20 protein-coding genes are annotated in these 22,080 nt (G+C 57.0%); 9 read left to right on the top strand and 11 right to left on the bottom strand.

All coding sequences use genetic code 11. The features are described 5' to 3' along the window. The first annotated feature begins 356 nt into the window (after window positions 1-356). The gene (panM, locus tag N5J69_RS17865) at window positions 357-752 is read left to right on the top strand and encodes an aspartate 1-decarboxylase autocleavage activator PanM (RefSeq protein WP_279771927.1); all 396 of its coding nucleotides are present in this window, start codon (window positions 357-359) and stop codon (window positions 750-752) included. Window positions 753-813: 61 nt separating this feature from the next. Here the strand turns inward: panM and rpoH are convergent, their stop codons facing one another. The 4 genes from rpoH to ftsY form a co-directional block, all read right to left on the bottom strand. Continuing rightward, window positions 814-1,671 (bottom strand): RNA polymerase sigma factor RpoH, encoded by an 858-nt coding sequence (rpoH, locus tag N5J69_RS17860; RefSeq protein WP_279771926.1) that lies wholly within the window; start codon window positions 1,669-1,671, stop codon window positions 814-816. Between the two features lie 241 nt (window positions 1,672-1,912). Beyond that, window positions 1,913-2,896, bottom strand: a complete 984-nt coding sequence (gene ftsX, locus N5J69_RS17855) for a permease-like cell division protein FtsX (protein WP_003852199.1) — start codon at window positions 2,894-2,896, stop codon at window positions 1,913-1,915. Next, window positions 2,886-3,554 carry a cell division ATP-binding protein FtsE gene (gene ftsE, locus N5J69_RS17850; protein WP_013359348.1) on the bottom strand — a complete coding sequence of 223 codons (669 nt, stop codon included), beginning with the start codon at window positions 3,552-3,554 and terminating at the stop codon, window positions 2,886-2,888. Before ftsE ends, ftsX begins: the two co-directional genes overlap by 11 nt. A gap of 5 nt (window positions 3,555-3,559) precedes the next feature. Beyond that, window positions 3,560-5,155 carry a signal recognition particle-docking protein FtsY gene (gene ftsY, locus N5J69_RS17845; RefSeq protein WP_279772070.1) on the bottom strand — a complete coding sequence of 532 codons (1,596 nt, stop codon included), beginning with the start codon at window positions 5,153-5,155 and terminating at the stop codon, window positions 3,560-3,562. Window positions 5,156-5,386: 231 nt separating this feature from the next. On the opposite strand from ftsY, the gene rsmD reads away from it, so the two are divergent. Further along, on the top strand, window positions 5,387-5,986 hold the full coding sequence (rsmD, locus tag N5J69_RS17840) for a 16S rRNA (guanine(966)-N(2))-methyltransferase (protein WP_279771923.1): 600 nt from the start codon (window positions 5,387-5,389) through the stop codon (window positions 5,984-5,986). Beyond that, window positions 5,976-6,248, top strand: a complete 273-nt coding sequence (locus N5J69_RS17835) for a DUF1145 family protein (protein ID WP_003852192.1) — start codon at window positions 5,976-5,978, stop codon at window positions 6,246-6,248. The genes rsmD and N5J69_RS17835 overlap by 11 nt, the downstream gene beginning before the upstream one ends. A gap of 26 nt (window positions 6,249-6,274) precedes the next feature. On the opposite strand, the gene N5J69_RS17830 is transcribed toward N5J69_RS17835, so the two are convergent. Next, a complete protein-coding gene (locus N5J69_RS17830) occupies window positions 6,275-6,631 on the bottom strand; it encodes a DUF2500 domain-containing protein (RefSeq protein ID WP_279771922.1) in 357 nt (118 codons plus the stop codon). A 144-nt stretch (window positions 6,632-6,775) separates the two neighbouring features. On the opposite strand from N5J69_RS17830, the gene N5J69_RS17825 reads away from it, so the two are divergent. Continuing rightward, window positions 6,776-7,405, top strand: a complete 630-nt coding sequence (locus tag N5J69_RS17825; RefSeq protein ID WP_279771921.1) for a lysoplasmalogenase — start codon at window positions 6,776-6,778, stop codon at window positions 7,403-7,405. A 93-nt stretch (window positions 7,406-7,498) separates the two neighbouring features. Further along, complete coding sequence (locus tag N5J69_RS17820) at window positions 7,499-9,790, top strand: zinc/cadmium/mercury/lead-transporting ATPase (RefSeq protein ID WP_279771920.1); 2,292 nt, start codon at window positions 7,499-7,501, stop codon at window positions 9,788-9,790. A 54-nt stretch (window positions 9,791-9,844) separates the two neighbouring features. Here N5J69_RS17820 and tusA read toward each other — a convergent pair whose 3' ends face one another. Continuing rightward, on the bottom strand, window positions 9,845-10,096 hold the full coding sequence (gene tusA, locus N5J69_RS17815; RefSeq protein WP_279771919.1) for a sulfurtransferase TusA: 252 nt from the start codon (window positions 10,094-10,096) through the stop codon (window positions 9,845-9,847). Between the two features lie 204 nt (window positions 10,097-10,300). On the opposite strand from tusA, the gene N5J69_RS17810 reads away from it, so the two are divergent. Both N5J69_RS17810 and N5J69_RS17805 read left to right on the top strand, forming a co-directional pair. Beyond that, window positions 10,301-10,966 (top strand): 7-cyano-7-deazaguanine/7-aminomethyl-7-deazaguanine transporter, encoded by a 666-nt coding sequence (locus tag N5J69_RS17810; RefSeq protein WP_279771918.1) that lies wholly within the window; start codon window positions 10,301-10,303, stop codon window positions 10,964-10,966. Window positions 10,967-11,228: 262 nt separating this feature from the next. Continuing rightward, window positions 11,229-11,783 carry a DcrB family lipoprotein gene (locus N5J69_RS17805; protein WP_279771916.1) on the top strand — a complete coding sequence of 185 codons (555 nt, stop codon included), beginning with the start codon at window positions 11,229-11,231 and terminating at the stop codon, window positions 11,781-11,783. Window positions 11,784-11,836: 53 nt separating this feature from the next. On the opposite strand, the gene iolE is transcribed toward N5J69_RS17805, so the two are convergent. The 3 genes from iolE to iolD all read right to left on the bottom strand — a co-directional run bounded on the left by iolE (window position 11,837) and on the right by iolD (window position 15,775). Next, window positions 11,837-12,733 carry a myo-inosose-2 dehydratase gene (gene iolE, locus N5J69_RS17800; protein ID WP_279771914.1) on the bottom strand — a complete coding sequence of 299 codons (897 nt, stop codon included), beginning with the start codon at window positions 12,731-12,733 and terminating at the stop codon, window positions 11,837-11,839. A 29-nt stretch (window positions 12,734-12,762) separates the two neighbouring features. Next, complete coding sequence (locus N5J69_RS17795) at window positions 12,763-13,773, bottom strand: Gfo/Idh/MocA family oxidoreductase (protein ID WP_279771913.1); 1,011 nt, start codon at window positions 13,771-13,773, stop codon at window positions 12,763-12,765. Window positions 13,774-13,834: 61 nt separating this feature from the next. Further along, window positions 13,835-15,775, bottom strand: coding sequence for a 3D-(3,5/4)-trihydroxycyclohexane-1,2-dione acylhydrolase (decyclizing) (gene iolD / locus N5J69_RS17790; RefSeq protein ID WP_279771912.1), 1,941 nt, complete (start codon window positions 15,773-15,775; stop codon window positions 13,835-13,837). Between the two features lie 544 nt (window positions 15,776-16,319). Here iolD and iolC point away from each other — a divergent pair. After that, the gene (gene iolC, locus N5J69_RS17785; RefSeq protein WP_279771910.1) at window positions 16,320-18,233 is read left to right on the top strand and encodes a 5-dehydro-2-deoxygluconokinase; all 1,914 of its coding nucleotides are present in this window, start codon (window positions 16,320-16,322) and stop codon (window positions 18,231-18,233) included. 440 nt (window positions 18,234-18,673) lie between these two features. After that, on the top strand, window positions 18,674-19,516 hold the full coding sequence (locus tag N5J69_RS17780) for a MurR/RpiR family transcriptional regulator (RefSeq protein ID WP_279771909.1): 843 nt from the start codon (window positions 18,674-18,676) through the stop codon (window positions 19,514-19,516). A 96-nt stretch (window positions 19,517-19,612) separates the two neighbouring features. Here the strand turns inward: N5J69_RS17780 and iolB are convergent, their stop codons facing one another. Further along, window positions 19,613-20,431, bottom strand: coding sequence for a 5-deoxy-glucuronate isomerase (gene iolB, locus N5J69_RS17775; protein WP_279771907.1), 819 nt, complete (start codon window positions 20,429-20,431; stop codon window positions 19,613-19,615). Window positions 20,432-20,544: 113 nt separating this feature from the next. Next, window positions 20,545-22,050 carry a CoA-acylating methylmalonate-semialdehyde dehydrogenase gene (locus tag N5J69_RS17770; protein ID WP_279771906.1) on the bottom strand — a complete coding sequence of 502 codons (1,506 nt, stop codon included), beginning with the start codon at window positions 22,048-22,050 and terminating at the stop codon, window positions 20,545-20,547. Window positions 22,051-22,080 lie beyond the last annotated feature (30 nt).

Here is a 22,080-nt window from a genome sequence, read left to right as displayed (position 1 = left end):
GCTTGCGTTGCCAGATAAAGTCTAAAACTGATTACTGATGAATGAGTTAGCGTACTTTTCTGACATTTATTAGTAATAAGGCTTTATTTTTCAGGTTATTAAACAGGAAGTTTCTTCTGTAAATCAACTGACACATTCATAATTGACCGGGTTAAACAGCATAATACACTGGATGCAACGGCCGGTTTTTCACCACTTTGCCAGCGTGATATGCTGGATTGATCGCCTGCTGTACCGGTTTACTCCTATTATCCTGGCATCCAGGCCATCTTTTGACCTGTTTTATTGATGAAAATGTGGTGGCACTCTGGTTGTATACTTTCGCTACACTTTCCCCTTTTTTAGAGGTTTTTGTTATGAAGCTCACTATCCAGCGCCTGACCGCGCTGACGCCGCAGGACCGCATCGATCTTGGCAAAGTCTGGCCGGATCTGGAGATTGAAAAACTGGAACAGGGTTTAAGTGAGTCTCATCGCCTTTACGCAGCGCGCTTTAATGACCGCCTGCTGGCAGGTTTACAACTGGAGATTTCAGGCATTCACGGCAAGGTTCACCGGCTGGCGGTGCGCGATGTGACCCGGCGACGCGGGGTAGGACAGTATCTGCTGGAGGAGACGATCAGGCAAAATGGTTCAATAGCGGACTGGTGGATTGCCGATGATGGCAGTGACGATCAGCAGGTACGCGCGGCGTTTATGCAGGCGTGTGGCTTCAGGGCGCAAAGTGATGGCTGGATACGGGCGGCAGACTAGCCGGGACACAGAAAACAAAAAGGGCGACATCATCTGTCGCCCCTTGCTGTGTCGAAGTGCGTTACGCTTCGATCGCCATACGCAGTTTCTTCATGGCGTTCTTTTCCAGCTGCCGGACACGTTCGGCTGACACGCCGTATTGATCGGCCAGCTCCTGCAGCGTGGTTTTGTTGTCTTCATCCAGCCAGCGGGCGCGAATGATGTGCTGACTGCGCTCATCCAGACCTTCCATCGCATAGCTCAGCTTGTCAGCCGCGTGCGCATCCCAGTTGTCCTCTTCAATGCCGTCGGCAAAGTCAGAGGTTTTATCCTGCAGATAAAGCACCGGAGCCATAGAACGACCTTCGCTGCTCTCGTCGTCGGCAGACATGTCAAAGGTCATATCCTGCGCGGCCATACGCGATTCCATTTCACGCACGTCTTTGCTGCTGACGCCTAGCTCGCGCGCAACCATCTCGACTTCGTCCTGATTGAACCAGCCCAGACGCTGCTTGGTTTTGCGCAGGTTGAAGAACAGCTTACGCTGTGCTTTGGTGGTCGCGACTTTCACGATACGCCAGTTACGCAGCACGTATTCGTGAATCTCCGCTTTAATCCAGTGGACGGCAAACGACACCAGACGCACGCCCACTTCCGGGTTGAAGCGACGCACGGCTTTCATCAGGCCGATGTTACCTTCCTGGACCAGGTCAGCCTGTGGCAGACCGTAGCCGGAGTAATTACGAGCGATGTGAACAACAAAGCGGAGGTGTGACAGGATCAGCGTCTTAGCCGCATCCAGATCGCCCTGGTAATGCAGCCGTTCAGCCAGCGCTTTTTCCTCTTCTGCCGAAAGCATCGGCCAGGTATTCGCAGCCCGGACGTAAGAGTCCAGGTTGCCAGGAGTAGCAATAGCTAAAGTTTGCATTTCTTTGGTCATTCAAACCCTCACAAATTCAGTGGAATTGCCGCACATTTCCCTGCGCAGACGATACATTACGTCAACGTCGCGCGAGATCCGAAAGCAATCTGTGCTACTTAGAGTGATGAAGTTATCCACAAGTTCAATTATAGCAGTGAATATTTTACACACAGATGACAGGAAGGGAAGAGGGGAAAGGATCCTCTGCACCCACTGTCGATAGCAGAGGACCATTATAACAAAAAAATGTTGCAGGCGTTTACTGCGGCGTAAATCGGCGTAAATGTTGTACCGTTGCCAGCCAGGCTGCGACCCAGCCAATGATAGCGGCAATCAGCAGCAGCAATAACGCTTCGTCCCAGGAGAAGCCTTCCAGTGAGAAGGTGGTGCCGAAGACGGTCGCCACACTGGCAACGACTGACTGCAGACGCAGCACCAGCACTTCTGACAGCAGCAACGACAGCACCGCGCCGCTGAAGCCCAGCAGCGCCCCGCCATAGAGGAACGGACGCAGGATAAAGCCATCGGTGGCACCGATCAGCTTCTGCACGTTAATGGTGTCGCGCCGGGCAAAGATGCTGAGCCGGACGCTGTTACCAATGACCAGGAACACCGCCACGATCATCAGCACGCCAATCATGGAGGCAATCTGCCCCACCAGCCCGGTCAGTGCCGCCAGGCGCGCAAACCAGCTGTCATCCATCCGCACTTCGTCCACGCCCTGCACTTTGGTCACCCGATCGCGCAGGCTCTGCATGGTATCTGAGTTCTGGAAATTGAGCTTAGGCGTAATGATGGCCACCGCAGGCAGCGGATTCTGCTCCAGCATATCCATTGCGCCGCCAAAGCCCGACCAGTTGCGGAACTCATTCAGCGCCTCTTCCCGCGTCAGATAGTTGACGTTATCCACGCCTTCCACCTGCTTAAGCTGCGCCACCACGTTTTCTGCCGCCGTGTCATCCAGCGTTTTGGAGAGGTAAACGGTTAACTGTGGTGCCGGATACCACTGCGTAGCCGCCTGGCTGACGTTTTTCCACACCATGTAGCAGACGCTGGGCAGCGTCAGTGAAATGGCGATGACCATCACCGTCAGCAGCGTGGCCAGCGGCTGACGCCACATATCCGAGAGTGTGCCACGCAGCGCATAGCGCCACTGCTCCTGCCAGCCGCCCTTCAGCGCCTTACTCTTTGACGGCTGCTTCGCTTTTGGCGCAGCCGGACGTTTAATGCGTTTATTGACCATCGTGGCCTCCGTGCAGACGTCCCTGATTCAGCGTCATCATCCGGTAGTTGCGGCGGGCGATCAGACCGCTGTCATGCGTCGCCATCAGGACGGTGACACCGACGCGGTTAAACTCTTCGAACAGGCGCAGAATGTCTTCTGACAGCGCATCGTCAAGGTTACCGGTCGGTTCATCTGCCAGCAGCACGGCGGGCTTGTTCACTACCGCACGGGCGATGCCCACACGCTGCTGCTCACCGCCGGAAAGCTGAATCGGATAACTTTTCGCTTTGTCGAGCAGGCCCACCTTATCCAGCGCCGCTGAGACGCGGCGGCGGATATCTTCACCGCTGGCACCCGAGATAATGAGCGGGATCGCCACATTGTCGTAAACCGAACGATCCATCAGCAGATGGTGATCCTGGAAGATCATGCCAATCTGACGACGCAGAAAAGGCACCTCGCTGTTACGCAGGCGGGAAATGTCATGGCCGCTGAACCAGATTTTTCCGGCACTCGGGCGCTCAATGCCACAAATAAGCTTCAGCAAGGTACTTTTACCGGCACCGGAGTGGCCGGTCAGAAACGCCATTTCGCCGGGACGCAGATGAAAATCGACCCCCTGCAGCGCCTGACGTCCGCCGAGATATGCCTTACTGACCTCTTCAAAGCGAATCATCCTAATTAGTCCTCTCGGGCAAACAGTGCCTCAATAAAATCTTCCGCCTTAAACGGCCGTAAATCTTCAATGCCTTCACCGACACCGATGTAGCGAATCGGAATACCGAACTGATCGGCCACCGAGAAGATCACGCCGCCTTTAGCGGTGCCATCCAGCTTGGTGAGTGCAATACCGGTCAGGCCGACGGCTTCGTTAAACAGCCGGGCCTGGCTGACCGCATTCTGTCCGGTGCTGGCATCCAGCGTCAGCATCACTTCGTGAGGCGCTGAATCATCCAGTTTTTTCATCACGCGGGTGATTTTTTTCAGCTCTTCCATCAGGTGCGATTTGTTCTGCAGACGACCGGCAGTATCCGCAATCAGCACATCAACGCCACGCGACTTCGCGGCCTGGATGGCATCAAAGATCACTGACGCGGAGTCTGCGCCGGTGTGCTGCGCAATCACCGGAATGTTATTGCGCTGGCCCCACACCTGAAGCTGCTCAACCGCCGCCGCACGGAAGGTATCACCGGCCGCTAACATCACAGATTTACCTTCGGCCTGATACTGGCGTGCCAGCTTACCGATGGTGGTGGTTTTGCCCACGCCATTGACGCCCACCATCAGGATGACAAACGGCGTTTTTCCTGAGACGTCCAGTGGCGCATCCACTTTCGCCAGAATCGAGGCCATCTCCGCTTTCAACAGGCCGTAGAGCGCTTCCGCGTCACGCAGCTGCTTGCGGTTTGCCTGCTGGGTCAGGTTGGTGATGATGCGGCGCGTGGTATCCACACCCACATCCGCAATCAGCAGTTGCTCTTCCAGCTCATCAAACAGGTCATCATCAATCTTTTTGCCACGGAACAGGCTGATAAAACCGGAACCGAGGTTCTGACGGGTTTTGACCAGGCTCCGCTTCAGGCGGGCAAAGAAGCCCTCTTTGCTGGGACGCTCCTGCTCCTGCACGATAAGCGGTGCGGCGGCCAGCGGGAGATCGCTAACGGTATCAGCGGGTGTTTCTGCCGGTTCCGCGTCAGCCGCTTCGGCGTCGTCCAGCGCCTGTGGCGTCAGTGCGTCGCCGTGTGAGGTTTCCACGATGGCTGCGTCGCCCAGTGCCAGCGCGGTCAGCTCTTCTTCACTCAGCGGCGCGTCGGTCTGGCTGTGCGGGATGTCAGCGATCTCGGCATCGGCCAGCGCCAGGGCCGTCAGCTCTTCTTCGCTCAGCGGCGCGTCGGCGGGTTCCGCGTCAGCAATCGGGGTGACCACGTCGTCGGCGTCGATAACCGGCGTGGCGTCATGTTCAGGTGCGGCAACATCCAGCAGTGCTTCAGGATCGGCCTCAATCGGCTCAGCCTCATCCAGCACCTCGGGGGCTGATTCATACGGCGCTGCCGCAGTGACGTCCGCCTCACGCTGCTGTCCGGCCACCGTTTCGGTGATGGCGACAGTCTCTTCCGCTTGCGCTTCAGCCTGGCTTAGTGCCGGGGCGTCCTGTTCTGTGTGCTGCTGTGCGGGTTCAGCGACTTCGTGTGTCTGCGTCTCCGCTTCAGGTTGTTTCTCTTCCTCTTTGCCAAATCCCAGCCAGGAAAAAAAGCCACGTTTTTTCTCTTTTGCCATTGTGTGACGACACTCCTCGATGGCTTTGTCCCGGTCGCGCGTGGTTTCCAGGGGTAAATCAATGAAATTGGTCAGCGCCAGACCGGCGTAAACCGCAGAATAATGCATGACTTCAGCAACTCAGTAGTCTAACACTTTCCAGCCAGCTCACCACAGCACCCTTTTTTAACGTTTCTTCTCACCGATTCGCCCGTTAAACTACGCAACAAATTATGACGAGTTGTGAGCAAGATGAATAAAAACCCCCGCAGTACAGGCGGTGCCGGGCAGATTCGCATCATTGGCGGCCAGTGGCGCGGACGCAAATTGCCGGTGCCGGACAGCGCCGGGCTGCGCCCTACCACCGATCGGGTGCGTGAGACGCTGTTTAACTGGCTGGCCCCGGTACTGCCAGAGGCGCGTTGCCTTGACTGCTTTGCCGGTAGCGGCGCATTAGGACTGGAAGCCCTGTCGCGTTACGCAGGATCGGCGACGTTGCTGGAGCTGGAACGACCGGTGGCCCAGCAGCTGACAAAAAATCTGCAGACCCTTCGCGCCAGTAATGGCACCGTAATTCAGACCAATGCGTTAAACTGGCTGGCACAGCCGGGTACGCCCTTTGATGTGGTGTTTATCGATCCGCCGTTTCGTCAGGGATTGCTGGAGCAGACGTTGCAGTTGCTGGAGCAGAACAACTGGCTGGCCGATCAGGCGCTGATTTACGTTGAAAGTGAAGTGGAAAATGGCGCACCGCCGGTGCCGCCAGCGTGGGATCTTTATCGCGAAAAAATAGCCGGACAAGTGGCTTATCGTTTGTATCAACGTCAACAGGAGACGCAGGATGTTACTTAATTTGGGGCGTCTGTTGATGCTATGCGTATGGGGATTTTTACTGGCTAATCTGGTCCATCCCTACCCGAAGCCACTGACTTATTTTATCAACGTTGCACTGATCTTCATGATCCTGATGCACGGTCTGCAACTGGTGTTACTGCGTACCACGCAGACCAAAGATGCACCGCCGATTGACCGCGTCACCCAGGCCAAAGTGTTTCTGTTCGGCGTGTTCGAGCTGGTCGCCTGGCAGAAGAAAAACTTCCCACGCAAAAAATAGTGCCGGGCGGGCGCACTGCCCGCCTGTTACTGCAGGGGCGTAAAGCTGATAAAGCGCGTGCCCTGCATCTTCAGCTCGCCTCTGGCACCTTTATCCAGCTGATGATATTCCGCCTCTTTCAGCTGCGCTTTGATATCGCTGGCACCGTTCAGCGGATGAAACACCACCTCATACCGCATCTCTTCCCCGGCGATCACTTCGCGCTGCCGTGAACGGCGATTGGGAGAGGGAAATTCACGTTTGGTTTTGACCTCGGCCTGCAGCGAACGCTGGGGTGACGCGTCATTGACCGCCACTTCACGGCGTTGCTTGATGAACTGACGGGTCGCCAGCACGGCGATAATCGCCAGGACGATGATAAAGATTAGCGGCGGTTTGCTCATAACGCGTTTGGGCCTGCGGGGATATTAATCAGGCGGCAAAGCATACAACCAGAGTTGCCTGATTGTCACATCTCAGAGGCTTAACCTAAACTGAAAAGGATATTTTGGGATCTTTCACCATTTTGAGTAAAAAAGGGAGAAACAATGCTCTGGTCTTTCCTCGCTGTTCTTTTCTCCGGCTGGCTCTATGTCGATGCCACCTATCGCGGCCCGCAATGGCAACGCTGGCTGTTTAAGCCGGTCACACTGCTGCTGCTGGTCGGACTGGCCTGGCAGGCACCGGTTCTTCAGACCACGGACTACCTGATTCTGGCCGGTCTGGTCGCGACGCTGGTCGGTGATGCGTTAACGCTGCTGCCCCGTCAGCAGATGCTCTATGCCGTCGGCGCTTTTTTCCTGTCGCATCTGCTCTATACCCTCTGCTTCGCCGCCAGCATGACCATGACCTTCTTCTGGCCGATTCCGCTGACGCTGCTCATCATCGGTGCCGCCCTGATTGGCATCATCTGGAGCCGACTCGACGATCTGCGCTGGCCTGTCTGCACCTTTATCGGCATGACGCTGGTGATGACCTGGATTGCGACCGAGCAGTACTTCTTCCGCCCGACCGATTACAGCTTCTCAATCATGGTCGGTGCCGGTCTGCTGCTGCTGGCAAACGCCGTCTGGTTTATCTCGCACTACCGTCGTCGCTTCAGCGCTGACAGCGCGATTGTGGCCGCCTGCTACTTTGCCGGTCACTTTATGATTGTGCGTTCATTGTGGGTCGTCTGAGAAATTAGCCTTGACTCTGGAGTTAACTCCAGAGTGTAGGATAAGGGATGTGCAGCGTTGTTCATCCCGCTACCCTTACACTCTGGAGGTCAAATGCATCACCATCATGCCTGTGGCTGCGGCAAACCGCGTGCCAGCCACGCCGCAGCAAAACCGCTGTGCCAGGTTCGCCAGGCCCGTCCACGTTCTCTTTCAATCCATGCTGCTACGCCCGTGACGGCGGACACGGCAGGCTGCTGCTGTGACGGTAACAGCAGTCCTGGCAATGACGCCGACACCGCTGAGGAAAGCGACCGGCGAGCCAAAAGCCGCTTCGATTTTAACTGGCAGGTCAGCGGCATGGATTGCCCCGGCTGCGCCCGCACCATTGAAACCGCCGTGCGTCAGATAAATGGCGTGACCGGTGCCCGCGTGCTGTTCAGCAGCGAGAAGCTGGTGGTTAACGCTGACACCGATGTGCAAAACGCCGTTGAACAGGCGGTGAAAAAAGCCGGTTTTCAGTTAGCTGTCCCCTCCTCCACGTCTGCCCCCTCTCCCGCCAGACCGGGCTGGCAGCAAAACCGGATGCTGATTTTGCTGGCGCTGCTGGTGCTCGCCAGCAGCGTTCTCAGCCATTTCGCGCCCGTCTGGGGCGATCGGCTGTTTGTGCTGACCACGCTGGCGGGCCTGGCCCCGGTGGCGCACGCGGCCTGGCAACGTCTGCGCAGCGGATCGCCCTTTACCATTGAGACCCTGATGACCCTGGCATCCGCGGGCGCGCTGATTATTGGCGCACATGCCGAAGCGGCGATGGTGCTGGTGCTGTTTCAGCTGGGTGAACAGCTGGAAAGCTATGCCGCTTCCAGAGCCCGCAGCGGCGTCACCCGCCTGATGGCGTTGCGGCCTGAATCGGCGACTCGCCTGGAGCAGGGCAAGCGCAGTGACGTGCCCCTGACCGCGCTCAAGCCCGGCGATGTTATTGAAGTCGCGGCGGGCAGCCGGTTGCCGGTCGATGGCCGTTTAATCAGCCCGCTCGCCAGTTTCGATGAGAGCGCACTGACCGGTGAGTCGCTGCCGGTAACGCGTGCCAGTGGAGAAAACATTCTGGCCGGTGCCACCAGCGTTGACCGGCTGGTGACGCTGGAAGTGGTGTCGAAGCCGGGGGAAAGCGCGATTGACCGCATTCTGCAGCTGATAGAGGAAGCGGAAACGCACCGTGCGCCGGTTGAACGCTTTATTGACCAGTTCAGCCGCATCTACACGCCGCTGGTGATGCTGCTGTCGCTGCTGGTGATGGTGGTTCCCCCGCTGCTCGGCGCTGGTGAGTGGCAGCCGTGGATCTACAAAGGGCTTACCCTGCTGCTGATAGGCTGTCCCTGTGCGCTGGTCATCTCTGTGCCCGCCGCCATTACCTCCGGGCTGGCTGCGGCGGCGCGTCAGGGCGCACTGATCAAAGGCGGTGCGGCGCTGGAACGGCTGAGCTCGCTGCGCAGAATGGCATTTGATAAAACCGGCACGCTGACGCTGGGCAAGCCACAACTGACGCAAATCCTGCGGTTTGGCGCGGCCAGCGAGTCAGAGATGCTGGCGCTAAGCGCGGCTGCGGAACAGGGAGCCACTCATCCGCTGGCAGGCGCTATCGTGGCGGCTGCGCAGGCACGTAATCTGGCCATTCCTGTAGCGCAGGATCAGCAGGTGCAGGCAGGACGCGGCATCCGTGCGCAGGTCAACGGACAGCAGATTCAGCTGCTGACGCCCGCCCATGCGCCGGGTCTGACGCCACAGCAAAACACACAGATTGCACAGCAGGAAGCCGCGGGGGAAACGCTGGTGGTCGTCATGTGCGATGGCGAGGCGCTGGGTGCGCTGGCCCTGCGCGATCAGCTGCGCGACGATGCGCTGGATGCGTTAAAGGCGCTGAACAAGCTGGGCATCGAAAGCTTTATGCTGACCGGTGATAACCCGCGTGCCGCCGCGACAATCGCGCGCAGGCTGAATATAGATTATCGCGCCAGCCTGCTCCCGGCCGATAAAGTTGCGGCAGTCCGTGAGCTGAGTCAGCAGCAGCCGCTGGCGATGGTCGGGGATGGCATCAACGATGCCCCGGCAATGAAAGCGGCGACGCTGGGTATTGCGATGGGCAGCGGTACGGATGTGGCGCTGGAAGCGGCCGATGCGGCGCTGACGCGCAATCAGCTCAGCCATCTGGCTCCGATGATTGCACTGGCCCGCCGCACACGGCGCATCATCCGCCAGAATATCGGCATTGCGCTGGGTCTGAAGGCGATTTTCCTGGTCACCACCCTGCTGGGTCTGACCGGACTCTGGCTGGCGGTGCTGGCGGATTCCGGTGCGACTGCGCTGGTCACCGCTAACGCGCTGCGGTTACTGCGTCGCCGCGCCTGAATAAAAGGCGTTCAGTCTGAAGAGTAAGGATAACGACGGCCCGAACGGCTGTCGTTAACCCGCCATGCCTTTGCGGATCAGAAACTGATAGGGCAGCGTGTCGGTTTGCTGCGCCAGCAGGCCGTGCTCCATAAAGCGGCAGAAGCCGGGAATGTCGCGGGTCGTCGCCGGATCATCGGCGATGATCAGTAACGTCTCACCCTCCTGCAGGCTGCGTACGGTTTTGCGCACCATCATCACCGGCTCCGGGCAACGCAGGCCACGGGCATCCAGCTGATGGTCGGCAGAGGAAAAAGCATCGCTCATAATCAACTCGGTTCAGGTAAGGGGCGCTCATTCTAGCGCGTGCTGGCGGTGAAGCAAGGCGATAACGATTGCGTTAAAATTAACCATTGCATAAAAAGCACAACGCGGTAATATGCCGCCGCTTTTTGCTCATAAAACTGCCAGGCGCTGCACGAACGGCGTCCCGCAATGGGTTCCCTCACCCCAACATTAAAAAGGTTGAATATGCTCGCATTTTCTTCACGTCAGCGCATGCATGCGCTTTTCTGGTTATCGCTGTTTCACCTGCTGGTGATCACCTCCAGTAACTATCTGGTTCAGTTGCCCATTTCCGTCTTTGGCTTCCACACCACCTGGGGTGCGTTCAGCTTCCCGTTTATCTTCCTGGCGACCGATCTCACCGTGCGTATTTTTGGCGCACCGCTGGCCCGGCGCATTATTCTGGCCGTGATGATCCCGGCGCTGTTTATCTCTTACGGCGTCTCCGCCCTGTTCTATCAGGGTGAATGGCAGGGATGGCAGGCACTGGAAGTGATGAATCTGTTTGTTGCCCGCATCGCCTGCGCCAGTTTTATGGCTTATGCGCTGGGTCAGATCCTCGACGTTCATGTGTTCAACCGTCTGCGTCGCCTGCCACAGTGGTGGATTGCCCCCGGCTGCGCCATGTTCCTGGGGAATATCAGCGACACGCTGGCCTTCTTCTTTATCGCTTTCTATAAAAGTCCCGATGCGTTTATGGCGCAGCACTGGGTCGAGATTGCCCTGGTGGATTACAGCTTCAAGGTCCTGATCTGCATGATCTTCTTCCTGCCTGCCTACGGCGTACTGCTTAACGCTGCGCTGAAGCGACTGGCTGAACGCCAGACCGCCCGTCAGGTCAATTTCGGCTAAGCGTCTGCTGCATAAGCGTCATTGCGGCAGTCAGTCTGGACCCGGACAGCGCGGAACAACCGGAACGTACACGGCGTACGTGAGGATTGTGAGCACTGCCCGTGTTCAGGCTGACAAATTAAAAAGCCTGACCGACCCGCTTCAGGCCCGCCCTGCATTTTCTGCCATTACCCGCTAAGATCTTCTGACAATCATCAGGTTGCGTTTGCAACCTGATTCCTGTTGTATTAATGCCTGACTGGAAACTTAAAAAGGGATTCTGATGCGCAACCTGGTGAAATATGTAGGAATGGGTTTACTGGTACTTGGCTTAGCGGCCTGTGACCAGAAGAAAGATGAAGCGGCGAATGACAACGGCGTCAGCGCCAGTCAGTCGGCGCAAACCGTCACGCTGATGGATGGCAAACTGAGCTTCTCACTGCCACCAGGCATGTCAGATAAAAGCGGTAAACTGGGTTCGCAGACCACGAACATGCACGTTTATGCGGATGAAACCGGTGCCCGCGCCATTATTGTGATTGCCGGTGACCCGACAAATGATGGGCTGGATGTGCTGTCGCAGCGCATGGAACAGCAGCAGCGTAACCGCGACCCGCAGCTGCAGGTGGTGTCGAACAAAGCGGTAACGCTGAAAGATCAGCCTGCACAGCAGCTGGATACGGTGATTTCTGCCAACAACCAGACCTCATGGTCTTCTGTGGTTCTGGCAAAAGTGGATGGCAAGCTGGTGACGCTACAGATTACGCTGCCAGGCGATAATCAGCAGCAGGCGCAGAGCGATGCTGACAGCATTGTGAAAAGCATTACGCTGAAATAAACCAGACGGCTGGCTTCCCTGTCGCGGGGAAGTCAGCCTCTGTTCAGGGCCGGTTATAAGCCCGTATTTTCCCGGATATATTTCCGCGCTTTCACCGCATACTCAAACGGATTGGCCAGCGCCGGATCCTGCTCCGCCTCAACAACCATCCAGCCTTTATAGCCGTAATCATCCAGAATTTTAAACACGGGTTTAAAGTCGATTACGCCATCGCCTGGCACGGTAAAGGTGCCCTTTTTCACGCCTTCCAGGAAGGAAAGATGATTTTCACGCACCCCGGCGACGACCTCATCGCGTACATCCTTGAGGTGAACGTGGAAGATGCGCGACAGATATTTTTCCAGCACCGCCAGCATCTTCTGCTGGGAGCCTTCAGAGTAGTAGACGTGGCCGGTGTCATAGAGCAACCCGACCTGCTCGTCGGTCATCGCCATAAACCGATCAATCTCTTCGGTGGTCTGAATGCCGGTGCCCATGTGGTGATGCAGCGTCACGCGCATCCCCTTCTCCGCCGCGATGCGGGCCAGCTCATTGTAGCCTTCTGCGGTTAACCGCCACTCTTCATCGGTAAAAATTGCTTTCTCTTCAAACACCGCCAGCGTGGTGCCCTGAATGCTTTTACTCTGCTCAGAGCAGCCAATCACCCGTGCGCCCATCGCATGCAGGAAGTTCATGTGATTGATGAACTCATCGATGGTTTTCTCTTTGTCGCCGTTGGCAAAAAAAGTGCTGAACCAGGCATTGCAGATCTGGATGCCGCGAATGTCGAGCATCGGTTTCAGAATCGCCGGGTCGCGCGGATATTTGCTGCCCACCTCACTGCCGGTAAATCCCGCCAGCGCCATCTCACTGACGGTCTGCTGGAAGGTGTTTTCACTGCCGAGATCCGGCATGTCATCGTTGGTCCAGCCGATAGGTGCGATCGCCAGTTTTACATTCTCTTTGTTCATCATCTTATTCCCGGATGGAGTGGGCTGAATCAGTTATAAAAAGCAGGACGCGGCGGCATTTCTACCGGCTCAATCGCACCACTGTTCTGCGCTTTGATGCAGGCATCGGCGGCCACCGAGGCGGCAAAGCCATCCCAGGCTGAAGGACCGGTGAGCTGGCCCGCGTTGATGTCGTTGATAAATGCCTGCAACTCCACGTCATACGCTTCGATAAAGCGATCTTTCCAGTCCACCAGAATGGTGTTCGACAGACGGGCATCTTTGCGCAGCTGCACCGAAGAAGGCTCTGGCAGGCGGGCAATCCCCTCTTCGCCTACCACTTCACACTGGATGTCATAGCCGTAGGCGCAGTTAACGAAGATCTCGACGTCAATGCGCACCCCTTTGTGGGTTTCAAACAGTACGATCTGCGGATCTTTCAGCTGACCATGTGACTTTGACGTGACGCGCGGGAAGATCACCTGCACCGTTTTATAGTCGTCACTGGTCAGCCAGCGCAGCACATCCAGCTCGTGGATCAGGGTGTTGGTGATTGCCATCGGCGTGGTGTAGTTCTCCGGCACGGTCGGGTTACGGTGCGCGCAGTGCAGCATCAGCGGCTCTCCGATCTCGCCACTGGTGATCACCTTTTTCAGGGCACGGTAGCCTGCATCGTAAGGGCGCATAAAGCCGACCTGTACCAGTCGTTTACCCGCCTGAATCTCTGCATCCACCACCCGGCGACAGCCTTCGGCGCTCATCGCCAGCGGCTTCTCACAGAAGACCGGTTTACCGGCGGCAATCGCCGCTAAGGTGAACTCTTCGTGGGTTGGATCCCAGGAGGTGACCAGCACCGCATCAACGTTGGGTGACTGAATGACATCGTGACCGTTCTCAAACACCTCCGCCTCGATGTTCAGGCGTTGCAGTGCGGCGCGTGCGCCATCGACATTGATATCAGAGACGGCAACCACCTGAGCGCCCTGCAGCACATGGCTGCAGCGCCGAATATGTTCCTGACCAATTGCACCTGTACCGATGACGCCAAGTTTCAAAGTCATAATTACACCTGTGTAGGGTTCGTACGGAGAAGAGGAAAAGGGCCGCAGCACGGCCCGGAAATCAGTATTTGCGCGCCTGATCCAGATGGCTGTTGAGTTTGTCTGCCACCGCCTGAGCACGTTCGGTTTTTGACGCCTGCGCCACGCCGACATGCCACCAGCTGAAATATTTGTGGATCATGGTTTTCGGCAGCACTTTGATGTCGATCAGCGTGGAAACCGTCTGGGTGCGGGCATCGTCCAGCGCCGCTTTCAGCTGCTCAAGCGTGGTGACACGATAGGTTTTGCAGCCATAACCGGCAGCGATAGCCGCGAAATCGACCGGGATAAAGCCCCCATCCAGCTTGCCTCCTTCCGGATTACGGAAGCGGAACTCGGTGGTAAAGCTGTCCATACCGTGTTCCATCTGCAGGTTGTTGATGCAGCCGTTGGTCATGTTATCCAGCAGCACCACGTTGATTTTCGCCCCTTCCTGAATCGAGGTGACCAGCTCAGAGTGCAGCATCATAAAGGAGCCGTCGCCGACCAGCGCATAGACCTCGCGCTGCGGCTGCGCCAGCTTCGCCCCCAGCGCGGCGTTCACTTCATAGCCCATGCAGGAGTAGCCATATTCGACGTGATAGGCGTTGTAATCTTTGGTGCGCCAGACGCGCTGCAGGTCGCCCGGCAAGCTGCCCGCCGCCGCTACAACGACCGCGTCTTTCGGCAGTTGCTCGTTTAAGGTGCCGAGCACGCTGCTTTGCGTCAGCAGCGACTGCGTCAGGCGGCTGAATTCCGCGAACACCGCTTCACGGTCGAGGTGGTCAGCAATCTCCGGCACAAAGTCGCCCTCGTGGTATGCCACCTGATAGACGCGCTGCGTCTCTTTCATGAGCTGGCTCTGCGCCTGCTCAATCTGGTTGCCCCAGTCGTTGCTGTAGTGCTGTGAGGCCAGCGCGGCGGTGAGCGCGGTCAGCCCTTCGCGGGCATCCGCCAGCAGTTGCACGCCGTCCAGCTTGTAGCTGTCGAAATTGCTGACGTTAATATTCAGGAAGCTGACATCGGGATGCTGGAAAATCCATTTCGAAGCGGTGGTGAAGTCCGTGTAGCGGGTGCCGATGCCGATCACTAAATCGGCTTCTTTCGCCAGCAGGTTAGCGGCCAGACAGCCGGTTTCACCCACGCCGCCGACATTCAGCGGATGGTCAGAGACCAGCGTGCCTTTGCCCGCCTGCGTCTCGGCGAAAGGAATCTGATAGCGCTCGGCAAACTGGCGCAGCGCCTCGCCCGCCTCAGAATATTTCACCCCGCCACCGCAGATAATCATCGGCTTGCGCTTACGGTTAATCAGCGTCAGGGCATCCGCCAGCTGCGCCGCGACCGGCAGACGGCGATCCAGACGGTGTACCCGTTTCTGGAAGAAATAGTCCGGGTAATCCCAGGCTTCGCCCTGAACATCCTGCGGCAGCGACAGCGTGACCGCGCCGGTTTCTGCCGGATCGATCAGTACGCGCATGGCATTAATACAGGCGGACATCAGCTGCTCCGGGCGACTGACACGATCCCAGTATTTGCTGACGGCACGGAAGGCATCGTTGGTGCTGATGCTGAGATCGTAGCTCTGCTCAATCTGTTGCAGCACCGGATCGGGCTGGCGAGTGGCGAAGACGTCGCCGGGCAGCAGCAATAGCGGAATGCGGTTGGCGGTCGCGGTGGCGGCGGCAGTAATCATGTTGGCCGCACCCGGACCCACCGACGAACTGCAGGCGATAATCTGGCGGCGCAGCGACTGACGGGCAAAGCCGGTGGCGGCATGGGCCATGCCCTGCTCATTGCGGCCCTGATAAACCCTGAGATCGCCGCTATCCTGTTCCAGCGCCTGGCCCAGCCCCAGCACGTTGCCATGTCCGAAGATGGCGAAGATGCCTTTGACGAACTTCGTCTCGACGCCATCGACATCAATGAATTGATTATCAAGAAATTTAACCAGCGCCTGTGCCGTGGTCAGTCTGATTGTGCCCATGTTCCTTCCTTACATGCTGGTGGACCCCGACTTCCGCGACACCGCGCCAGGCGTAGTCATCGGCGGAAAAGGCGGCCGGAATAACTGAAACGTGAGGCGATTATAAACAAATATATTTTTCATAAAATACGATTACAGAAGAAACATTTCATTTTGCGAGTGAGATCAAATTTAACGATGGCAACCGGTCTGGCGGGCAATAGCGATGGGGAAATCTGGAACGTTTCGCAGAGAGTGATGGATGATGAAAAAATTCATTTCAATGCCGCAGATTGCCTGACTGACATATGGATTCCTGCGATCCCCCTCACAACCCTGACATACCGCCCATCGTGATAGCGGAGACCGCGCAGGTGAACGGCAATCAGGAGTTTTACCTGGTTCACAAAATTGCGATGGATATTTCATTTCATATTGAATATGGAATTTTTATTCCTCATAATCCCCTTATCCCAGCCAGACACCAACAGACCCGGAAGCAGAGCCTGCCTGGATCGGTCTTTTTGCCCGCCAGCTCTGCGAATCACAGAAGGAAAACACAGGTATGAGTACACAACAGAAGCCGCTTGATGTGATTTGTATCGGGCGCATCGCCGTTGATTTTTATGGCCAGCAGATTGGATCGCGGCTGGAAGACGTCACCTCGTTTGCTAAATATCTGGGTGGCTCGTCGGGCAACGTCGCCTATGGCACCGCGATTCAGGGGCTGAAATCGGCGATGCTGGCGCGGGTGGGAGATGAGCATAATGGTCGCTTTCTGCGTGAGGAGTTGCAGCGCGCAGGCTGTAACACCGATGCCCTGATCACCGATGCAAAACGCCTGACCGGCATGGTGATCCTTGGGATTAAAGACGAAGAGACTTTTCCGCTGATTTTCTACCGTGATAACTGCGCTGATATGGGGCTGGTGCCGGAAGATATCGACGAAACCTTTATTGCTTCTGCCCGTGCGGTGGCGGTAACCGGCACCCACCTATCCCATCCACAGACCCGCGAAGCGGTGCTGAAAGCGCTGGATATCGCCCGTCGCAACGGCCTGCGCACGGCACTGGATATCGATTACCGCCCGGTGTTGTGGGGACTGACCTCGCTGGGCGACGGTGAAACGCGTTTCATTGAATCATCTCAGGTCACCCGGCAGTTACAGGAAGTGGTGCACTATTTTGATTTGATCGTCGGCACCGAAGAAGAGTTTCATATTGCCGGTGGCAGTACCGATACCCTGACCGCACTGAAAAACGTGCGTCAGGCGAGCCAGGCAACGCTGGTCTGCAAACGCGGTCCGCTGGGTTGTGTGGTGTTTGAAGGTGAGATCCCGGATAGCTGGGAAGAGACTGCGCTGCATACCGGCGTGCGCGTTGACGTGCTCAACGTACTGGGCGCGGGCGATGCCTTTATGTCTGGCCTGCTGCGCGGCTGGCTGAATGATGAAGGCTGGGAGCAGGCGTGCCGTTACGCCAACGCCTGCGGCGCGCTGGTGGTGTCACGCCACGGCTGCGCACCCGCCATGCCAACCAAAGCGGAGCTGGATGATTTCCTGAGCCGCGACAAAGAGGTGAAACGCCCCGACCTCGACAGCCGCCTGACCCACCTGCACCGCGTAACCACCCGCAAGCAGCAGTGGCCTGAGCTGAACGTTTTTGCCTTTGACCACCGTAAGCAGCTGGCTGATATGGCGCAGGAAGCGGGCGTGGATGAGAGCCGTATTCCACAGCTCAAACTGCTGCTGCTCGAAGCGGCTCAGCAGGCGGCCAGTGAGGCGGGATTAGAGAGCAAAAGCGGCATTCTGGCGGATACCACGTATGGTCAGAAAGCGCTGAATGCCATCACCGGTAAAGGGTGGTGGATTGGCCGGCCGATTGAGCTACCCAGCTCACGTCCGCTGCGCCTGGAGCATGGCAACATCGGCTCGCAGCTGATCGACTGGCCAGCCGAACACGTGGTGAAATGTCTGGTTTTCTATCATCCTCATGACAGTGCTGAACTGCGTAAAGAGCAGGATGATCTGGTGCTCGACGTCTGGAAAGGCTGTAACAAAAGTGGTCATGAGCTGTTGCTGGAGGTGATTCTGCCCGAGAGCAACCCGGATAAGAACGAAGCGTACTACCTTGATATTCTGCGTCATTTCTACAGCCTGGGTATCCAGCCGGACTGGTGGAAACTGCCCCCGCTCTCCGCAGAGAGCTGGCAGGCAATCAGCCAGCTGATTGAGCAGCAGGACCCACACTGTCGTGGCATTCTGTTACTCGGCCTGGATGCGCCCGAAGAGAAGCTTAAAGCGGGCTTTGCCGCAGCGGCCAATGCGCCCTGGGTGAAAGGTTTTGCGGTGGGTCGCACCATCTTTGGCCAGCCTTCGCGCCAGTGGTTGCAGGGTGAACTGGACGATCAGGCGCTGATTGAGACTGTAAAAGGGAACTACCTGCGGCTGATTGAATACTGGCGTGCTGCCCGCGCCTGATTTGCTGCTCTGCCTAAAAGCCGCTCTTAGACCGTGCAGTCACAGGGAACACGGTCAGATCGGAAAGACGCAAAAGCCGCCATCCATGGCATGCTCGGCCCGCACCATCCCTGGTGCGGGACGCTTTCCTCTTCTGACCGTGTTCCCTGCTTGTTTAGCTAATGTGTTGCTACCAGACCCGATTTTTCAGCAATCTGCGGCCATTCCAATCTGGATGGTGAAAGACTGCATACTTCCCGCCTGCTGTCATTCCATACTGGTTTTCACCCTGCCATTGCCCGCAAAGATGCACGTCCGGGCGCGTTAAAGCTAATCTGTGAACCATTTCATAAAGCCATGAAATAAACTGCATCGTTGACGCAAACAAATGAAATTTTCCATCCATCTGATACTATAGCGCTCAATATGCAGCCATTATTCTCATGATACGGGCAGAAGTGATGAACAATAATCCCACCCAACTTTCTCTCCTGCAGGACGATATTCGTCGTCGCTACGAAACGCTGAGCAAGCGTCTTAAACAGGTTGCGCGCTACATCCTTGATAACAGTAACAGTATTGCTTTCGATACCGTCGCCTCGATTGCCCAGCAAGCCGATGTGCCACCGTCGACCCTGATCCGTTTTGCGAATGCGTTTGGCTTCAGCGGCTTTAACGAAATGAAACAGGTTTTTCGTCAGCACCTGATGGAAGAGACGGTCAACTATACCGAACGCGCCCGTCTGTTCCGTCAGACCTCCACGGATGACAGCGCCAGCGCGCCTGAAAGTCCGGCCGAGATCCTCAATGTCTTCACCATGGTGAACAGCCAGGCGCTGCAGCAGCTGGCGATGCAGGTGAATCCTGATCAGCTGAACAAAGCGGTTAAGCTGCTGAATGAAGCCGAGAACATCTATGTGATTGGCCTGCGTCGCTCGTTCAGCGTCGCCTCTTATCTGGTCTACGCGCTGCGCCACCTGGAGCGCCGCGCTTTTCTGATTGATGGCCTGGGCGGGATGTTTACCGAGCAGCTCAGCCTGGTCAATCCGAAAGATGTGGTGATTGCGATCAGCTATTCACCCTATGCGCGTGAAGCGGTAGAAGTGGTGGAGATGGGTGCCAAGCGGGGTGCGCATCAGATCGCCATTACCGACAGCCAGGTCAGCCCGCTGGCCGCCTTCAGTGATGTCTGCTTTGTCGTCCGTGAAGCCCAGGTTGATGGCTTCCGTTCGCAGGTCGCCTCACTCTGCCTGGCGCAGACGCTGGCGGTGTCACTGGCGCTGAACAACGCCGAAACGCTCTGAGTTCTGACCGGTAATCTCGTTCTTTACAGCAAAGAAGGGCAGCCCGATCGGCTGCCCTTCTTAGTGATCGCTTTGCAGTGATAACACTGCCGTGGCTTACTCTTTGCGCGGATAGCTGTCGCTGTTCACCCAGGCGTGATCTTTCTCCCAGCTGAATTTCCACAACCGCACCGGCCCTGCCATCACGTTCAGATAGTAGTTGTTGTACCCCGCCAGCGTCGCCACGGGATGATACCCGCGTGGCACCATCACGACGTCGCGATTATAGGGGGCCATACAGGCATCCAGTGAGCGGTCGTCGGTATAAACACGCTGCATGGCAAAGCCAGGTTCCGGATCAAAGCGGTGATAGTAGGTCTCTTCCAGGTAGGTTTCGTTTTCGCTTTCCTCCTGGTCATGCTTGTGGCTGGGGTAAGAGCTGGTATCCCCTTCGTTGGTGTAAACCTCGACCACCAGCAGGCTGTCAGCGGGTTCAGTGTCAGGCAGGATGTTGTGCACCAGCCGCTGGTTGCGCCCTTTTCCGCGATGCTCAACGCCGACATCGGCTGGCGCAATCAGCCGCGCAGGCAGATTTCCCTGACCGGGCGCGTTACAGACCGCCAGTTCAAGATCGCTGTCAGCGTAGACTTCCACATCATCGTCATGCGGCACATAAACGGAATAGGGCGGCACGCGTTCGAAAGGCGACATGCGCTTACCAATACCGGGAAACTCAGCATGGCGGGTTTTCACCGAGGCCAGCCCGGCTACCAGCACCAGACACAGTTCTTTGTCGCCACTGGCAAGGCGCAGGGTTTCCCCTTTCTTCAGCAGATAAGCATCAAATCCCACATAACGCCAGCCAGCGCGTTCAGGCGTTACATGCTGAATACGACCCTGCGCGTCAGGGGCCTGTGCTTTCGACAGTAAAGACATCCTGATCCTCCTCTCTGTCACGATTGACGCTGCGATAGGCTCGCGGGCGCGGTGCCCGCGAACAAAGCGACCGGCAGATTAGCCTGCCGGTCGCGATCAGCGTTGAAAATGAATCAGCCTAAGGTTGGCATACTGAATTCAGACACGGTCTGCTGACCGGACGGCCAGCGCACGGTGGCCGTTTTCATACGGGTATAGAAGCGCACGCCATCCGGCCCGTGGACATTGAGTGCGCCAAACACGGAACGTTTCCAGCCGCCGAAGCTGTGGAACGCCATCGGCACCGGAACCGGCACGTTGACACCGACCATGCCCGCTTCAACGTTCTGCACAAACTCACGCGCGGTGTGACCGTTGCTGGTGAAAATGGCACTGCCGTTGCCAAACTCGTGGCTGTTAACCAGTTTCAGCGCAGTGTCATAGTCCGGTGCGCGCATGATGCTCAGCACCGGGCCAAAAATTTCTTCACGCCAGATCACCATCTCAGAAGTGACGTTATCAAACAGCGTGCCGCCAACGTAGTACCCTTCGGCGTGACCCGCGACCTGCACGTTACGGCCATCGACCACCAGCTTCGCGCCTTCCTGCTCGCCTTTGTCGATGTAACCCAGCACTTTCTTCTGGTGCGCGGCTGAGACAACCGGGCCCATCTCATTTTCATCAGCACCCTGATTCATTCCAGGGCCGATGCGCAGCGCTTTCACCAGCGGGGTCAGACGGGCAATCAGTTTGTCGGCGGTATCCTCGCCCACCGCGACCACCACCGGCAGCGCCATACAGCGTTCACCGGCAGAACCAAATGCACCGCCCATGATAGCGTTCACGGTGGCGTCCAGATCGGCATCCGGCATGACAATCGCGTGGTTCTTCGCCGCGCCAAACGCCTGCACCCGCTTGCCGTGAGCGCTGGCGGTTTTATAGATATGCTCAGCCACACCCGACGAACCGACGAAGCTTACCGCGGCAATGCGCGGATCTTTATAGAGCTGCTCAGCATCTTCGTTAGCGCTATGCACGACGTTAAAGACGCCATCCGGCAGGCCCGCTTCGGTCAGCAGTTCAGCCATACGCACTGACGCAGAGGGATCCAGCGCTGGTGGCTTCAGAACAAAGGTGTTACCGCAGGCCAGGGCGATCGGGAACATCCAAAGGGGTACCATCGCGGGGAAGTTAAACGGTGTAATACCCGCCACGACACCTACCGGCTGCATCAGCGAATAACTGTCAACGCCGCCGCCGACGTTCGGGGAATATTCACCTTTGAGCAGATGGGGAATGCCGCAGGCAAACTCAATCACTTCAATGCCGCGCGTCAGTTCACCCAGCGCATCAGACCAGACTTTGCCATGCTCAGAGACAATCAGCGCCGCCATTTCATCACGGTGCTGTTCCATCAGGGCTTTAAAGTTAAACAGAACGCGGGCGCGACGCAGCGGCGAGGTTTTTGACCACGCGGCAAATGCATCATGCGCGACACCAATCGCCTGGGCCACTTCATCAGCGGTACTTTGCGTCAGTTCACGTACCACTTTGCCGGTTGCCGGATCGTAAACAGGAATGGTTTCGTTGCTGGCGCTGAAAGTGGTTTTACCGCCAATAAAGTTACCTATGATTGTCATGATGTTGCCTCTTAAGATGGTTAAGTTCCC

This window comes from Pantoea sp. GD03673 (genome assembly GCF_029844725.1).
In the GTDB taxonomy this organism is placed as follows: Bacteria; Pseudomonadota; Gammaproteobacteria; order Enterobacterales; family Enterobacteriaceae; genus Pantoea.
This window is presented reverse-complemented; position numbering and strand designations above follow the sequence as displayed.

What these genes read in the sequence shown, in the direction of transcription:
- panM (WP_279771927.1), top strand. Translation starts at nt 357, where the DNA reads ATGAAGCTCACTATCCAGCGCCTGACCGCGCTGACGCCGCAGGACCGC.
- rpoH (WP_279771926.1), bottom strand. Translation starts at nt 1,671, where the DNA reads ATGACCAAAGAAATGCAAACTTTAGCTATTGCTACTCCTGGCAACCTG.
- ftsX (WP_003852199.1), bottom strand. Translation starts at nt 2,896, where the DNA reads ATGGTCAATAAACGCATTAAACGTCCGGCTGCGCCAAAAGCGAAGCAG.
- ftsE (WP_013359348.1), bottom strand. Translation starts at nt 3,554, where the DNA reads ATGATTCGCTTTGAAGAGGTCAGTAAGGCATATCTCGGCGGACGTCAG.
- ftsY (WP_279772070.1), bottom strand. Translation starts at nt 5,155, where the DNA reads ATGGCAAAAGAGAAAAAACGTGGCTTTTTTTCCTGGCTGGGATTTGGC.
- rsmD (WP_279771923.1), top strand. Translation starts at nt 5,387, where the DNA reads ATGAATAAAAACCCCCGCAGTACAGGCGGTGCCGGGCAGATTCGCATC.
- N5J69_RS17835 (WP_003852192.1), top strand. Translation starts at nt 5,976, where the DNA reads ATGTTACTTAATTTGGGGCGTCTGTTGATGCTATGCGTATGGGGATTT.
- N5J69_RS17830 (WP_279771922.1), bottom strand. Translation starts at nt 6,631, where the DNA reads ATGAGCAAACCGCCGCTAATCTTTATCATCGTCCTGGCGATTATCGCC.
- N5J69_RS17825 (WP_279771921.1), top strand. Translation starts at nt 6,776, where the DNA reads ATGCTCTGGTCTTTCCTCGCTGTTCTTTTCTCCGGCTGGCTCTATGTC.
- N5J69_RS17820 (WP_279771920.1), top strand. Translation starts at nt 7,499, where the DNA reads ATGCATCACCATCATGCCTGTGGCTGCGGCAAACCGCGTGCCAGCCAC.
- tusA (WP_279771919.1), bottom strand. Translation starts at nt 10,096, where the DNA reads ATGAGCGATGCTTTTTCCTCTGCCGACCATCAGCTGGATGCCCGTGGC.
- N5J69_RS17810 (WP_279771918.1), top strand. Translation starts at nt 10,301, where the DNA reads ATGCTCGCATTTTCTTCACGTCAGCGCATGCATGCGCTTTTCTGGTTA.
- N5J69_RS17805 (WP_279771916.1), top strand. Translation starts at nt 11,229, where the DNA reads ATGCGCAACCTGGTGAAATATGTAGGAATGGGTTTACTGGTACTTGGC.
- iolE (WP_279771914.1), bottom strand. Translation starts at nt 12,733, where the DNA reads ATGAACAAAGAGAATGTAAAACTGGCGATCGCACCTATCGGCTGGACC.
- N5J69_RS17795 (WP_279771913.1), bottom strand. Translation starts at nt 13,773, where the DNA reads ATGACTTTGAAACTTGGCGTCATCGGTACAGGTGCAATTGGTCAGGAA.
- iolD (WP_279771912.1), bottom strand. Translation starts at nt 15,775, where the DNA reads ATGGGCACAATCAGACTGACCACGGCACAGGCGCTGGTTAAATTTCTT.
- iolC (WP_279771910.1), top strand. Translation starts at nt 16,320, where the DNA reads ATGAGTACACAACAGAAGCCGCTTGATGTGATTTGTATCGGGCGCATC.
- N5J69_RS17780 (WP_279771909.1), top strand. Translation starts at nt 18,674, where the DNA reads ATGAACAATAATCCCACCCAACTTTCTCTCCTGCAGGACGATATTCGT.
- iolB (WP_279771907.1), bottom strand. Translation starts at nt 20,431, where the DNA reads ATGTCTTTACTGTCGAAAGCACAGGCCCCTGACGCGCAGGGTCGTATT.
- N5J69_RS17770 (WP_279771906.1), bottom strand. Translation starts at nt 22,050, where the DNA reads ATGACAATCATAGGTAACTTTATTGGCGGTAAAACCACTTTCAGCGCC.